The organism is Nonomuraea sp. NPDC049607 (assembly GCF_040675375.1).
Classification (GTDB): domain Bacteria; phylum Actinomycetota; class Actinomycetes; order Streptosporangiales; family Streptosporangiaceae; genus Nonomuraea.
The window spans coordinates 38,268-52,523 of record NZ_JBFAOV010000010.1 but is presented as its reverse complement, the minus strand read 5'-3'; the positions used below and the strand labels follow the sequence as shown (position 1 = coordinate 52,523).

Below are 14,256 nucleotides of genomic sequence, written 5' to 3'. Positions count from 1 at the left end.
TCGGCCGCCCCACTTTCCTCCACCCGGCCTTCGCGTCCGCTCGCGAGCCCCTATACCGCCGGACTTCGCAACCCTCGACACGCCCATGAGGGTTGCGCCGCCCCCCTGGCGCCCCCCACCCCGCTCCACCGCTCTGACCTGCGGTAACGCAACGGAAACGAATGGCGAAGACGGTTCAGATCAGTTGACGGTGGGGAGAAGTGGAGTATGGTGGTGCGCAGTGGAGGGCCCGGTGCGCCAGCGCTGAGCGCTTCGCTGAGGCACGGGAGGTGGCGCCGATGTTCCTCGGCACCCACCAACCGCGTCTTGACGACAAGGGACGGCTGTTCCTGCCGGCTAAGTACCGTGAGGAGCTGGCGGAGGGTCTTGTGATCACCAAAGGCCAGGAGCGATGCCTCTACGTCTTTCCAGTAGAGGAGTTCCAGCGCATTACCGAGGCTCTCAGCACCGCCCCGGTCACCGCCAAGGCGGTGCGTGACTACAGCCGCGTCTTCTTCGCCAGCGCGTCCGACGAGAAACCAGACAAGCAGGGACGCATCACGATCCCGCAGAGCCTGCGTCAATACGCCGGCCTCGACCGTGACTGCGTCGTCATCGGGGCCAACACCCGCCTGGAGATCTGGGACTCGCAGGCTTGGGACACCTATCTCAACGCGCAGGAGCAGGCGTTCGCCGATCTGTCGGAGGAGGTGCTGCCAGGGATCTTGTAGTGACCACGGTCGATCCGTCGGTGAGGTCGTTCGGCGAGGTCTCCACCCGCAACCACTGTCCGTCAACTGATGCACCTTCCCCGGTGTCAGAGGACGGACTCCACGAAGAGGGTGCGGATGGGGACCTGGCCGGACGGCGCCGGGTGGGGACCCAGGAATGACTGACGATTGACCGAATACGCGTCATCCGCGAGCAGGACGCGAGAGGGGGGTTGGAGATGGACGACAACGTAGGCACGAGCGGTCACGTTCCGGTGATGCTCGACCGCGTGCTGGAACTGCTGGGCCCGGCGCTGGCGGGGCCGGAGCCGGTCGTCGTCGACGCCAACCTCGGGCTGGGCGGCCACTCCGAGGCCCTGCTCGCCACCTTCCCCAAGCTGCACCTCATCGGGATCGACCGCGACCCGTTCGCGATCGACTTCTCCACCCGCAGGCTCGCCCCCTACGCCGGGCGCACCACGCTGGTCCACGCCTCCTCCGGCGACCTGGCGCAGATCGTCGCCGACGCCGGGCGTCCCGCCCTCGACGGCGTGCTGTTCGACCTCGGGGTCTCCTCGCCGCAGCTCGACGAGGCCGAGCGCGGCTTCGCCTACTCCTACGACGCCCCGCTCGACATGCGCATGGACACCGAGCAGGAGCTGACGGCCGAGCGCGTGGTCAACACCTATCCGGGCGCTGACCTGGTACGAATCCTGCGCGACTACGGCGAGGAACGTTTCGCGCCAAGGGTCGCGGGGCTTATCGTCAAGGAACGCGCCAAGGAGCCCATCACCTCCACCAAAAGACTCGCCGACATCGTGCGCGACGCGATCCCCGCGGCGACCAGGCGCACCGGCGGCAACCCCGCCAAGAGGACTTTCCAGGCGCTGCGCATCGAGGTCAACGCGGAGCTGTCCGCCCTGGAGGCGGCGCTGCCCGCGGCACTCGACGCGCTGGTGCTGGGTGGGCGGGTCGTCGTGCTCTCCTACCACTCCCTTGAGGACCGGCTCACCAAGCAGGCCCTCACGGCGCGAACCAAGGACACCAGCCCGCCGGGGCTGCCTGTCCCGCTACCGGCACACCAGCCGAGGTTCCGCCTGCTGACGAGGGGAGCCGAGCTCCCCAGCGATGAAGAGCTCGCCCGCAATCCGCGGGCGGCCTCGGCCCGGCTACGGGCGGCAGAGAGGATCCGCGTTGACGATTGAGCAGGAGACCGGCCGGGTCACGCCCGTCCGCCGTGCCGTGCCCAAGCCGGGCACGCGCAGGCCGGGCGCCTCGCACCAGACCAAGCCGCGGCCGCGTCCTGACACCGACGTCCGGCGGCCGGCCGCCGCGCGCCCCGGCGAGCCCGCCGCGTCCGCGCGCCGTCCCGCCGCGCGGCGACCCTCGACCAAGCGGCAGCGGGCGCCGTTCGTGCTGCTCGTCGTCGGGTTGATGTGCGGTGGGCTGGTGAGCCTGCTGCTGCTCAACATCATGCTCAACCGCGACGCCATCACCGACGCCAAGCTGCGCGAGGAGATCGCGGCCGCCCAGCAGGAGAAGGAAGCGCTCCGGCTGGAGTACGAGCGCAAGATGCAGCCCCAGAACCTCGCGGACCGCGCCGAGGCGCAGGGCTACCACCTGGACAAGAACCTGCGGCCCTGGGACAAGGGCGAGCCGAGTGTCCCGGCGGTCCCGGAGCGGTGAGGGATTCAGGCGGCAGGGGACAGGGTCCCGGCCGCGGCGCAGGCGGCGCCGGCTCTCCTGGAGGGCCCGGCGCCGCTCGTCGTACGCCGGGTGGTCCGGGACGGGCAGGGCGAGGAGGCTCTGCCCGTTCCGAGGGGGCGGGCCGCCCGCCGTCGCCGGACGACCCGCCGCGCAAGCGACCTCCGGACCCGTTCGACCTGCCGTTCGACGACGACCTGAGGGGGCGCCGGCCCCAGGACCCCGGCGACGACGCGCGAGACAGCGCCCGCCGCGACTCCGCGGGCGGCTCCCGCGGCCGGCAGCACCGCGACGACGGCGACCGCGCGCGGCCCCGCGACGACGACGAGGGCACACGCTCGCGCCGCGACCCGGGCGACGGCCCCCGCCGCCGACCCCGCGACGACTCCGGCGGCTCCCGTGGCCGCGCCGCCTCCCAGGGGCGCGACGACGACCGCCCGCGCGGGCGCACCCCCCAGAGCCGCGACGACGACCGCCGGCGTGGCCGCGCTCCCCAGGGGCGCGAGGAGAACGACCGGGCGCGCGGACGCGCGTCCCAGGAACGGGACGAGGGCGCCAGGGGCAGGACGCCGCAGGAACGGCCGCGCAGGCGTGGCGACGGCCCCGGCCCCGACCAGGCCCGCGGCTCCAGAGCGGACCAGCCACGCGGCTCCCGGTCCGATCAGTCAGGCGGCTCCCGGCCGGAGCAGTCGCGCGGCTCCAGGCCCGGCCGGACGCGCGGTTCCGCGTCCGGCCAGCCCCGCACGTCCGGGCTGGACCAGGCGCGGGGGCGTGAGCACGGCGTGCTGCGCCGGGGCGCGGACGTGCCGCCCCCCAGGGGCCCGCGCCGCCCGCCCACCCCGCCGCGCCCGCCGAGACCCCCGCTGATCCTGCGCCTGGGCAGCCCGCGCAGGCGCATCAACATCGGCCTCATCGGCATGACGTTCGTCCTGTCGATCTTCGCCGGGCGGCTGATCCAGATGCAGGGCCTCGACTCCAAGGTCTACGAGGCCGCCGCGGTCGGCCAGCGCCAGCACGTCGAGGAGATCCCCGCCAAGCGCGGCGCGATCACCGACGTCAACGGCAACGCGCTGGCCCGTACGTCGGAGGCCCGGGAGGTGTCCATCGACCCCTCCAAGGTCCCGGCGGACGTCCGCGCCAACGTGGCCACGATCCTGGCCAGGCAGCTCGGCAAGACCGTGGAGGAGATGACCGCCAAGCTGTCCAGGACCGAGAGCCGCTACCAGCTCCTGGCCAGAGACGTCGACCCGGTCGTGGCCACGCGCCTGCTCCAGGCCCGCGTGCCCGCCCTCAGCACGAAGAAGACCTACCGCCGCGACTACCCGGCCGGCGACCTGGCCGGCAGCCTCATCGGCTTCGTCGGCGACGAGGGCAACGGCCTGGGCGGCATGGAACAGGCCAAGAACCGCATCCTGGCCGGCCGCGACGGCAAGCAGCGCGTCGAGACGGGCCGCGACGGCCTGCGCATCCCCATGACCAGCAGTGAGCGCACCGCGCCCGTCAACGGCCAGGACGTACGGCTGACCATCGACCGCGACATCCAGTGGGCCGCCCAGAAGTCGGTCGCCGACCAGGTGCGCGAGTCGGGCGCCAGCAGCGGCGCGGTCATCGTCATGGACGTGCGCACCGCCCAGATCGTCGCCATGGCCAACGCGCCCGAGCTCGACCTGGGCAACTGGCGCAGGGCCCCCGCGTCCTCCTACGTCAACAAGGCCGCCGCCGACGTGTTCGAGCCCGGCAGCACCAACAAGGTGATCACCGCCGCCGCCGCGCTGGAGGCCAAGGAGGTCACCCCCGACACGGTGTTCCAGGTGCCCGACAACATCAAGTGCGCCGACCGGGTGCTGCGTGACGCCCACCCCCACAAGCCCGAGGCGATGACGTTCCGGCAGGCCATGGCCCAGTCCAGCAACGTGGCCACGATCATGGCCGCCCGCAAGGTCGGCAGCGAGCGCCTGTACACGATGCTCAGGGCGTTCGGGTTCGGCACGACCCCGGCGGGCGGCGTGCCGAACGCCGAGGCGGGCCTGCTGCCCAACTACAAGAACTGGTCGGGCAGCCAGAGCTGCACGGTCGCCTACGGCCAGGGCGTGTCGGTGACCGCCCTGCAGACGGCCAGCGTCTACCAGACCATCGCCAACGGCGGCGTACGCGTCGATCCGCAGATCGTGGCCGGCACCACCGACGCGACCGGCAGGTTCGTCCCGGCTCCCGCGGGCAGGCAGACCAGAGTGGTGAGCGAGACGACCGCCAAGGAGATCACGACCATGCTGGAGACCGCGGTGAGCGCCGAGGGCACCGGCGCGCTGGCCGCCATCCCCGGTTACCGGGTGGCGGGCAAGACCGGCACGGCCGACCGCTACGACGCCGAGCTGGGCCGCTACGACGGCTACACGGCCTCCTTCGTCGGGTTCGCGCCCGCGGACGCGCCCCGGCTGGTGGTGCTCTCGGTGCTCCAGAACCCCAAGAACGGCCATTTCGGCGGCCAGCTCGCGGCCCCCGTGTTCAAGGATGTGATGACGTTCGCCATCAAGAGCAGGAAGATTCCTCCCACAGGCTCGGACGTGCCCCCGGTGCGTACACGCGCGGGACAGTGAGCAGGGAAGGTACGCTCTCGCCGTGCGTCCCCCGTCGTCTATGCGTCCCAAGACCAGCCCGCCCCGTCCGCTGACCGGGCTCGCGACCATGCTCGACGCCGATTCCGGCACGTCGAGGTCGCCTCACGCCGCCCTGACCGGCGTCACCATCGATTCCCGTGCCGTGCAGCGCGGCGATCTCTACGTGGCGCTGCCGGGCAACCGCGTGCACGGCGCGACCTTCGCCGCCGAGGCGATGGCGCGCGGAGCCGTGGCCGTCCTCACCGATCCGGCCGGGCGGGAGGCGTCCGTGGCCACCGGCCTGCCGGTGCTGATCGTGCCCGATCCGCGCGCGCTGCTCGGGCAGGTCTCCTCCTGGGTCTACGGCCAGCCGGCCCACGACGTCCAGGTGATCGGGGTGACCGGCACCAGCGGCAAGTCCACCACCACGTTCATGCTGGAGGCCGGGCTGAAGGCGGCGGGCCACACGACGGGCCTGGTCGGCGGCGTCGAGATCCACGCCGGAGACATCGGCTTCGAGCCCACCCTGACCACGCCCGAGGCCCCGCAGCTGCACGCGCTGTTCGCGCTGATGCGCGAGCAGGGGGTCACCGCGGCCACCATGGAGGTCTCCAGCCACGCGCTGGCGCTCGGCCGGGTCGACGGCGTCTTCTACGACGTCGCGCTGTTCACCAACCTCTCCCAGGACCACCTCGACTTCCACAAGGACTTCGAGGACTACTTCGCCACCAAGGTCAGGCTGTTCCAGCCCGAGCTGAGCCGCGTCGGCGTGACCAACATCGACGACCCGCACGGCCGGGAGCTGCTGCACCGGGCCAAGGTGCCGATGACCACGTTCTCGGCGCTCGGCGACCCGGAGGCGGAGTGGCGGGCGCTGGAGGTCAGGCTCGGCGCCGACGGCAGCGCGTTCCGGGTGGCCGGCCCCGGCGGGGTCGAGGCCGACGCGCAGATCTCGCTGCCGGGGCCCTTCAACGTCGCCAACGCGCTCGGCGCGATCGTCTGCCTGGTGGAGTCGGGGGTGCCGCTCCAGACCGCCGTGCACGGCGTGGGGACCCTCACGGGGGTGCCCGGGCGCATGCAGCGCATCACCTCCGCCGAGGAGGAGTTCCAGGCGCTCGTCGACTACTCCCACAAGCCGGGCGCCGTGGAGTCGGTGCTGCGCTCGCTGCGGGAGGTGACCGCGGGCACGCTGACGATCGTCCTCGGCTGCGGCGGCGACCGCGACACCGGCAAACGCCCGCTCATGGGCGAGATCGCCGCCCGGCTGGCCGATGTGGCCATTTTCACCAACGACAACCCACGCTCGGAGGATCCGCTCGCCATCCTGGCCGCGATGATGGAGGGAGCGCTCGGCGTTCCGTCCCGCGACCGCGCTCATGTGATCATTGAGCCCGACCGCGCGGCCGCGATCGACCTGGCCGTCGGCCGGGCCGGCCGCGGCGACGTGATCGTCGTGGCGGGCAAGGGTCACGAGCAGGGCCAGTACGTCTCAGGCGAAGTGATCCCGTTCGACGACCGCGAAGTGGTCGCCGAAGCGATCGACGCACGCAAGGAAAGCAGGAAGCACCGATGATCCCGTTGCCTCTGGCCAGGATCGCCGAGATAACCTCGGGCGCCCTGTCGGGCATGGCAGACCCCCGCGCCGTGGTGCGCGGGCCCGTAGTGATCGACTCACGCGCGGTGGAACCGGGATCGCTGTTCGTCGCCCTCGCCGGGGAGCGGGTCGACGGCCATGACTACGCCGCGCAGGCGATCCGGGCCGGAGCGGTGGCCGTCCTGGCCTCCAGGCCGGTCGACGCGCCGGCGGTGATCGTCCCCGACGCCGCGGCCGCGCTGGCCGAGCTGGCCGCCGCGCAGACCGCGGCGCTGCCCCAGGCCACCGTGATCGGCGTGACCGGCTCGGCCGGCAAGACCAGCACCAAGGACCTGCTGGCCAGGCTGGCCGGCCGGATGGGGCCGACCATCGCGCCGGTGGGCAGCTTCAACAACGAGCTCGGCCATCCGCTGACCGTGCTGCGCGCCGACGTCGACACCCGGTTCATGGTGCTCGAACTGGCCGCCCGCAACATCGGCCACATCAAGGACCTCACCCGCATCGCGCCGCCCAGGATCGGCGTGGTGCTCAACGTCGGCACCGCGCACCTCGGCGTGTTCGGCGGCAAGGAGGCCATCGCCAAGGCCAAGGGCGAGCTGGTGGAGGCGCTGCCGCGCACCGGCGTGGCGGTGCTCAACGCCGACGACCCGCTGGTGGCGGAGATGGCCTCGCGCACCGAGGCGCGGGTGACGTACTTCGGGCGCGGCGAGGGCGCGGCCATCCGGGCCGAGGAGGAGACGGTCGACGCGCGCGGGCGGGCGTCGTTCCTGTTGCGCACGCCGTCCGGGGCCGCGCCGGTCACGCTCCAGCTCTACGGCGCGCACGCCGTGGAGAACGCCCTGGCCGCCGCCGCCGCGGCCTACGAGCTGGGCCTGCCGGTCGCCACGATCGCCGAGGAACTGTCGGAGGCCACGCCGCGCAGCCGCTGGCGGATGGAGGTCACCGACCGCCCCGACGGCGTCACGGTGGTCAACGACGCCTACAACGCCAACCCCGACTCGATGCGGGCCGCGTTCGACATGTTCGGCGTGATGGGACGCGAGCGGCGGCGGTACGCGGTCATCGCGGCCCTGCGCGAGCTGGGCGACGAGAGCGCGGCGCTCAACGCCGAGCTGGGGCGGCTGGCGGGCGGTTCGGGCCTGACGGGCCTGGTCGTCGTCGGGCCGGACGCGGGCCCGGTGCTGGAGGGCGCGAACGAGGCGGTGTCGGCCGCCGCGGGACCGCCGGGTGGCGGAGGGCCATATGCTCCCCAGATGACCCGGATCGTACACGTCCCTGACGCCGAGGCAGCGGCGGCCGCACTGGCCGGCCTGCTGCGCCCCGGCGACGCGGTGCTCGTCAAGGGCCCCCGCGCGATGGGCCTGGAACGCACGGCGGAGCTCCTTCTCGGAGGTGCCGCTCAGTGATCAACATCGTCATCGCCGGCGCGGTGGGCCTGGTCCTGTCGATGCTGGGGACCCCCTTGGCGATCAGGCTGTTCTCCCGGCGCGGCTACGGCCAGGAGATCCGCGAGGAGGGCGTGCAGGCCCACCTCGGCAAGCGGGGCACCCCCACCATGGGCGGCATCGTCTTCGTGCTGGCCGCGCTGCTGGCCTACGGCGGTTCCCATCTGGCCACGCTCACGCCGCCGACGGTGTCGGGCATGCTCGTGCTGTTCCTGATGACCGGCCTCGGCGCGGTCGGGTTCCTCGACGACTTCATCAAGATCTACAAGCAGCGCAGCCTGGGCCTGCGCAGCGGCGCCAAGGCCCTCGGCCAGCTCGTCGTCGGCGCCGTGTTCGCCGTGCTGATCACCCGCCAGCCCAACGTCTACGGCATCACCCCCGCCGAGACCCGGCTGTCGTTCCTGCGCGACATCGGCCCCTCGATCGGCATCGTCGGCTTCACCATCTGGGTGCTGTTCATGATCGTCGGATTCTCCAACGCCGTGAACCTCACCGACGGCCTCGACGGCCTGGCCAGCGGCGCGACCGGCGTCGTGCTCGGCGCGTACGTGCTGATCGGCAACTGGCAGCTGCGCAACAACTGCATCGACCAGCTCGGCCCCAACTGCTACTGGGTGCGAGATCCACTCGACCTGTCGGTGGTGGCCGCCGCCGTGCTGGGGGCGCTGGTCGGGTTCCTGTGGTGGAACGCGCCGCCGGCGAAGATCTTCATGGGCGACACCGGCTCGCTGGCCCTGGGCGGCGTGCTGGCCGGGCTGGCCATCGCCACCCGCACGCAGCTCCTGCTGATCATCCTGGCCGGGCTCTGCGTGATCATCACGGCGTCCGTCATCATCCAGGTCGGGTTCTTCAAGATGACCGGTAAACGGGTGTTCAGGATGGCGCCGCTGCAACACCACTTCGAGCTGAAGGGCTGGGCCGAGACCACGATCGTGGTGCGGTTCTGGCTGATCGCCGGGCTCTGCGCGGCGCTCGGGCTCGGGCTGTTCTACGTCGAGTGGATGCCCAAGTCATGACCTTCACGTGCGTGGCCGGGCTCGGCGTCTCCGGCACCGCGGTGGCCGAGGTGCTGGCCGAGCGCGGCGAGCGGGTCGTGGTCGTGGAGGCCGTGGAGGGCGAGCGGCAGCTCGCCGCCGCGGCCGCCCTGGCCAGGGCCGGGGTCGAGACCAGGTTCGGCGAGATGGCCCTGCCCGAGGGCGTGACCAGGCTCGTCACCACCGGCTGGGCGCCGCACCACCCGCTGATCGCCGCCGCGCTGGCCGCCGGCGTCGAGGTCGTGGGGGAGGTGGAGCTGGCCTGGCGGCTGCGCCCGCCGCACGCGGCCCCCTGGCTCGCGCTGACCGGCACCAACGGCAAGACCACCGCCGTACGCATGCTCACCTCGATCCTGGTGGCCGCCGGGTGCAACGCCCTGGCCGTGGGGAACGTGGGCGTCCCGGTCGTACGCGCCGTCGCCGAGCCGTACGACGCCCTGGCCGTCGAGCTGTCCAGCTTCCAGCTCCACTGGTCCAGCACCCTGGCCCCGCACGCGGCGGCGATCCTCAACATCGCCCCCGACCACCTCGACTGGCACGGCTCGATGGCCGAGTACGCCGCCGCCAAAGGCCGCATCTACGAACGCGCCGGCACCGTGATCTACAACGCCGACGACCCCGAGTGCGGCCGCCTGGCCGAGCCCTACGAGGGCGCCGTCGGCTTCACGCTGCGGGTGCCGCGCAGTGGCCAGATCGGCGTGGTCGAGGACCTGCTGGTCGACCGGGCGTTCGTGGACGACCCGGTGGAGGCGGCCGAAGAGCTGGCCACGCTGGCCGACATCCGGCCCCTGGCCCCCCACAACGTGGCCGACGCCCTGGCCGCCGCCGCCCTGGCCCGCTCGCTCGGCGTCCCGTCGGAGGCCGTACGCCTGGGGCTGCGCGCCTTCAAGCCCGACCCCCACCGCCTGTCCCACGTCGACCGGGTCGGCGACGTCGACTACGTCGACGACTCCAAGGCCACCAACCCGCACGCCGCCGCCGCCGCGCTGAGCGCCTACCCGTCGATCGTGTGGGTGGCCGGCGGTCAGCTCAAGGGCGCCGACGTCGACGACCTGGTCCGGCGGGCCGCGCCCCGGTTGCGCGGCGCGGTGCTGCTGGGCGCCGACCGCGCGGCGATCGCCGAAGCACTCGCGCGACACGCGCCGAATGTCCCCGTCGTGGACATCCCGGGCCAAGACACTGGTGTGATGGACACCGTCGTCACCGAAGCCGCGCGCCTGGCCTCGCCAGGGGACACCGTGCTGCTCTCCCCCGCGGGCGCCTCACTCGACATGTTCCCCGGCTACCCGGCGCGAGGGGAGGCCTTCGCCCGTGCCGTCCACGAGCTGAGGCGGCGGCGTGAGCAGTAGCACCGGGACCGCCGGCACCCGTCCGGCCGCGGGTCAGGGCAAGGCGCAGGAGAGCCCGGCGAGCTGGTTCCGCGAGCAGCGCGCCGTGCTGAAGGAACTGCTCGACAAGCCCCTGACGACCTACTACCTGATCATCATGTGCAGCGCGCTGCTGCTCGCGCTCGGGCTGATGATGGTGCTGTCGGCCTCCGCGATCGAGGCGCAGCAGAAGACCGGCAACCCGTTCTCGTGGTTCATCAAGCAGTCGCTGTCGGCCGGCGTCGGCGTGCCGGTGATGTACGCCTGCTCACGCCTGCCGCCGAAGTTCTTCCGCTGGGCGGGCTACCCGCTCATGGCGCTGGCGGTGCTGGCACTGGTCATGGTGCTGTTCATCGGCGAGTCCGAGCTGGGCGCGCAGCGGTGGATCTACCTCGGCCCGTTCACCCTCCAGCCGTCCGAGCCGGCCAAGCTGGCGCTCGTGCTGTGGGGGGCCGACCTGCTGGCCAGACGGGCCAGGCAGGGCCGGATCGAGTGGCGGCAGATGCTGATCCCGCTCATGCCCGGCACCGCGATCCTGGTCGTCATGGTCCTGCTCGGCCGCGACCTCGGCACCACCCTCGTGCTCTTCATGATCTTCCTGGCGCTGCTGTGGGTGGTGGGGGCGCCGGTCAAGCTGTTCGGCGGCATCCTCGCGCTGGCGGTGCTGGCCGCGGTCATCATGATCAAGGTCGAGCCCTACCGGATGAAGCGCATCGGGGCCTTCCTCGACCCGTGGGCCGACGCCCAGGGCGCCGGCTACCAGGCCGTCCAGGGGCAGATCGCGATGGGCTCGGGCGGCTGGTTCGGGCTCGGGCTCGGCAGCAGCCGCCAGAAGTGGAGCTGGCTGCCCCACGGCGAGAGCGACTTCATCTTCGCCATCCTCGGCGAGGAGCTGGGGCTGATGGGCACGCTGATCGTGGTGGCGCTGTTCGGCCTGCTCGGCTACGCGGGGCTGCGGGTGGCGGTCCGGGTCAACGACGGCTTCGTACGCCTGGCCGCGGCCGCCATGGTGGCCTGGATCGTCGGGCAGGCGACCGTCAACATGGGCGCGGTGCTCGGCGTCCTGCCCATCACCGGAATCCCGCTGCCGCTGGTCTCCTACGGCGGATCGTCCCTGCTCCCCACGCTCGCGGCGCTGGGCATCCTGCTGTCGTTCGCCAAACGCGAGCCCGGCGCGCGCGAAGCCTTGGCCGCGCGTGGCCCCGGACCCGCCGCACGGGGCCTAAGCTGGCTTGGCCTGGGGGGTACGTCCAGAGGCCGAGTGAGACGTTAGGGAGTGACCGAGATGAGGGTGGTCCTCGCCGGTGGGGGGACGGCCGGGCACATCGAGCCCGCGCTCGCCCTTGCGGACGCGCTGCGCCATCTTGACCGGAGCGTCGGCATCACCTGCGTGGGCACCGAGCGCGGCCTGGAGACGCGGCTCGTGCCCGCCAGGGGCTACGATCTCGAACTGGTGCCGGCCGTGCCGCTGCCCAGGGCGATCACCCCGAGCCTGCTGACCGTGCCGGGCCGGCTGGCCGGGGCGATCAACGCCGTCTCCGGCGTGCTCGACCGGGTCGGCGCCGACATCCTGGTCGGCTTCGGCGGCTACGTCGCCACGCCGGCCTACCTGGCGGCCAAGCGCAAGGGCCTGCCGATCGTCGTCCACGAGGCCAACCCCCGTCCCGGCCTGGCCAACCGGCTGGGCGCCCGGCTGACCGACCACGTCTTCACCGGCTTCCCCGACGCCTCCCTGCCCAAGGCCGAGTTCATCGGCACCCCGCTGCGCCGCGAGATCGTCACGCTCGACCGGCTGTCCACCGGCGACAAGGCGCGCTCCTGGTTCGGGCTGGAGAACGACCGGCCCACGCTGCTGGTGTTCGGCGGCTCCCAGGGCGCCAGGTCGCTCAACGAGGCCGCGCTGGCCGCCGCGCCGGTGCTGCGCGGGGCCGGCATCCAGGTGCTCCACGTGCTCGGACTGAAGAACACCGTCGAGCACGAGCCGCCGCCCGGCGACCCTCAATACGTGCTGCTGCCCTACGTCGACCGCATGGACCTCGCCTATGCCGCCGCCGACGTCGCGCTGTGCCGCAGCGGGGCGCTCACCTGCGCCGAGCTGACGGCCGTGGGGCTGCCGGCCGCGTACGTGCCGCTGCCCCACGGCAACGGCGAGCAGACCGTCAACGCCGAGCGCGTCGTGCGGGGCGGCGGCGGCCTGATGGTCGACGACTCCGACCTGTCACCCGATTGGATCATCCAGAACGTGCTGCCCATCCTCCGCGACCCCGAGCGGGTCGTCGTCATGTCGGAGGCCGCCTCCCGACTGGGGCGCAAGGACGCCGATATCATGCTTGCCAGGAAAGTGTTGGAGATAGCCCGATGAGTCTCGTCAAGCTGGTCGATCCCGTAGCCGTCGAAGAGCTCGGCCGCGTGCACTTCATCGGCATCGGCGGGGCGGGCATGTCGGGCATCGCCCGCATCCTGCTCAAGCGCGGCGTCCGCGTCACCGGAAGCGACGCGCGCAGCTCCGAGCTGGTGACCGAGCTGCGCGAGCTGGGCGCGACCGTGCACATCGGGCACGCCGCCTCCCACATCCGCGACGTCGACACCGTGGTCGTCTCCACCGCCATCCGCGACTCCAACCCCGAGCTGGGCGAGGCGCTCAAGCAGGGCCTGCGGATCATCCCGCGGGCCGCCGCGCTGGCCTCGGTGATGGGCGGCCGCACCGGCGTGGCCATCGCCGGCACCCACGGCAAGACCACGACCACCTCCATGCTGACCGTGGCGCTGCAGAAGTGCGGCGCCGAGCCGTCCTACTGCGTGGGCGGCCAGCTCGTCACCACCGGGCTCGGGGCCGACGAGGGCACGGGCGGGGTGTTCGTGGCCGAGGCCGACGAGAGCGACGGCTCCTTCCTCATGCTGGCCCCCGACATCGCCGTGGTGACCAACGTCGAGGCCGACCACCTCGACAACTACGGCGACCCGCGCGCGGTGCACGACAGCTTCGCCCGCTTCGCCGACCGGGTGGGCTCGCTGCTCATCCTGTGCGCCGACGACCCGGGGGCCGCCGAGCTGGCCGGGCGGGCGCGCGAGCGCGGGCTGCGGGTCAGGACCTACGGGGAGAGCGGCGACGACTACCGGGTGACCGGCGTGCGGCCCGACGGCTTCGGCACGGTCTTCTCCATCGAGGGCAGGGGAGACGTGCGCCTGGCCGTCCCCGGGGCGCACAACGCCCTCAACGCCACCGCCGCCATCGCCGTGGCCGACGAGCTGGGGCTGGCCTTCGAGGACATCAGAGACGGCCTGGCGGCCTTCACGGGGGCCAAGCGGCGCTTCGAGGCCAAGGGCGAGGCGGGCGGCGTCGCGGTGTTCGACAGCTACGCCCACCACCCGACCGAGCTGGCCGCCGACCTGCGGGCCGCGCGCGACGTCGTGGCCTCCTACTCGGGCACGGGCCGGGTCATCGCGATCTTCCAGCCCCACCTCTACTCGCGCACCCGCTTCTTCGCCGACGACTTCGGCGCCGCGCTCGCGCTGGCCGACGAGGTCATCGTGCTCGACGTCTACGGCGCGCGGGAGGATCCCGAGCCCGGCGTGTCCGGCGCGATGGTGGCCGGGCGCGTGCCGCTGCCGGCCGAGCGGGTGGCCTACGCCCCCGACCGGGCGGCGGTGCCCGACCTGGTGGCCGGGCGGGCGCGTCCCGGCGACATCGTGCTCACGATGGGCGCGGGCGACGTGACCGAGCTCGGGCCGCAGCTCGTGGCGCGCCTGTCCTGAGCCGTACGGGCGTGGCGGGCGGGTGCCGGGCGGCCCGTGGCGTACGTTCGTAGCCGGCGTGCGAGGAGGG

General features: G+C 72.7%; 11 protein-coding genes. All 11 read left to right on the top strand.

All coding sequences use genetic code 11. The features are described from left to right. The first annotated feature begins 278 nt into the window (after positions 1-278). The 11 genes from mraZ to murC all read left to right on the top strand — a co-directional run bounded on the left by mraZ (position 279) and on the right by murC (position 14,186). Positions 279-710 carry a division/cell wall cluster transcriptional repressor MraZ gene (mraZ, locus tag AB0J97_RS21120; protein WP_357705378.1) on the top strand — a complete coding sequence of 144 codons (432 nt, stop codon included), beginning with the start codon at positions 279-281 and terminating at the stop codon, positions 708-710. Between the two features lie 218 nt (positions 711-928). Next, positions 929-1,894, top strand: coding sequence for a 16S rRNA (cytosine(1402)-N(4))-methyltransferase RsmH (gene rsmH / locus AB0J97_RS21115; protein ID WP_357705379.1), 966 nt, complete (start codon positions 929-931; stop codon positions 1,892-1,894). Next, complete coding sequence (locus AB0J97_RS21110; protein ID WP_357705380.1) at positions 1,884-2,375, top strand: hypothetical protein; 492 nt, start codon at positions 1,884-1,886, stop codon at positions 2,373-2,375. Before rsmH ends, AB0J97_RS21110 begins: the two co-directional genes overlap by 11 nt. Next, the gene (locus tag AB0J97_RS21105) at positions 2,372-4,990 is read left to right on the top strand and encodes a penicillin-binding transpeptidase domain-containing protein (protein ID WP_364091143.1); all 2,619 of its coding nucleotides are present in this window, start codon (positions 2,372-2,374) and stop codon (positions 4,988-4,990) included. The genes AB0J97_RS21110 and AB0J97_RS21105 overlap by 4 nt, the downstream gene beginning before the upstream one ends. A gap of 40 nt (positions 4,991-5,030) precedes the next feature. Further along, complete coding sequence (locus AB0J97_RS21100; protein WP_364091491.1) at positions 5,031-6,563, top strand: UDP-N-acetylmuramoyl-L-alanyl-D-glutamate--2,6-diaminopimelate ligase; 1,533 nt, start codon at positions 5,031-5,033, stop codon at positions 6,561-6,563. Further along, positions 6,560-7,990 carry a UDP-N-acetylmuramoyl-tripeptide--D-alanyl-D-alanine ligase gene (gene murF / locus AB0J97_RS21095; protein ID WP_357705383.1) on the top strand — a complete coding sequence of 477 codons (1,431 nt, stop codon included), beginning with the start codon at positions 6,560-6,562 and terminating at the stop codon, positions 7,988-7,990. The genes AB0J97_RS21100 and murF overlap by 4 nt, the downstream gene beginning before the upstream one ends. Further along, a complete protein-coding gene (gene mraY, locus AB0J97_RS21090; protein ID WP_357705384.1) occupies positions 7,987-9,045 on the top strand; it encodes a phospho-N-acetylmuramoyl-pentapeptide-transferase in 1,059 nt (352 codons plus the stop codon). The genes murF and mraY overlap by 4 nt, the downstream gene beginning before the upstream one ends. Beyond that, positions 9,042-10,412, top strand: a complete 1,371-nt coding sequence (murD, locus tag AB0J97_RS21085; protein ID WP_364091138.1) for a UDP-N-acetylmuramoyl-L-alanine--D-glutamate ligase — start codon at positions 9,042-9,044, stop codon at positions 10,410-10,412. Before mraY ends, murD begins: the two co-directional genes overlap by 4 nt. Before the next feature lie 85 nt (positions 10,413-10,497). Further along, positions 10,498-11,703, top strand: a complete 1,206-nt coding sequence (ftsW, locus tag AB0J97_RS21080) for a putative lipid II flippase FtsW (protein ID WP_357705421.1) — start codon at positions 10,498-10,500, stop codon at positions 11,701-11,703. Positions 11,704-11,715: 12 nt separating this feature from the next. Then, positions 11,716-12,792 (top strand): undecaprenyldiphospho-muramoylpentapeptide beta-N-acetylglucosaminyltransferase, encoded by a 1,077-nt coding sequence (gene murG, locus AB0J97_RS21075; protein WP_357705386.1) that lies wholly within the window; start codon positions 11,716-11,718, stop codon positions 12,790-12,792. After that, the gene (murC, locus tag AB0J97_RS21070) at positions 12,789-14,186 is read left to right on the top strand and encodes a UDP-N-acetylmuramate--L-alanine ligase (RefSeq protein ID WP_364091135.1); all 1,398 of its coding nucleotides are present in this window, start codon (positions 12,789-12,791) and stop codon (positions 14,184-14,186) included. The genes murG and murC overlap by 4 nt, the downstream gene beginning before the upstream one ends. Positions 14,187-14,256: the final 70 nt, after the last annotated feature.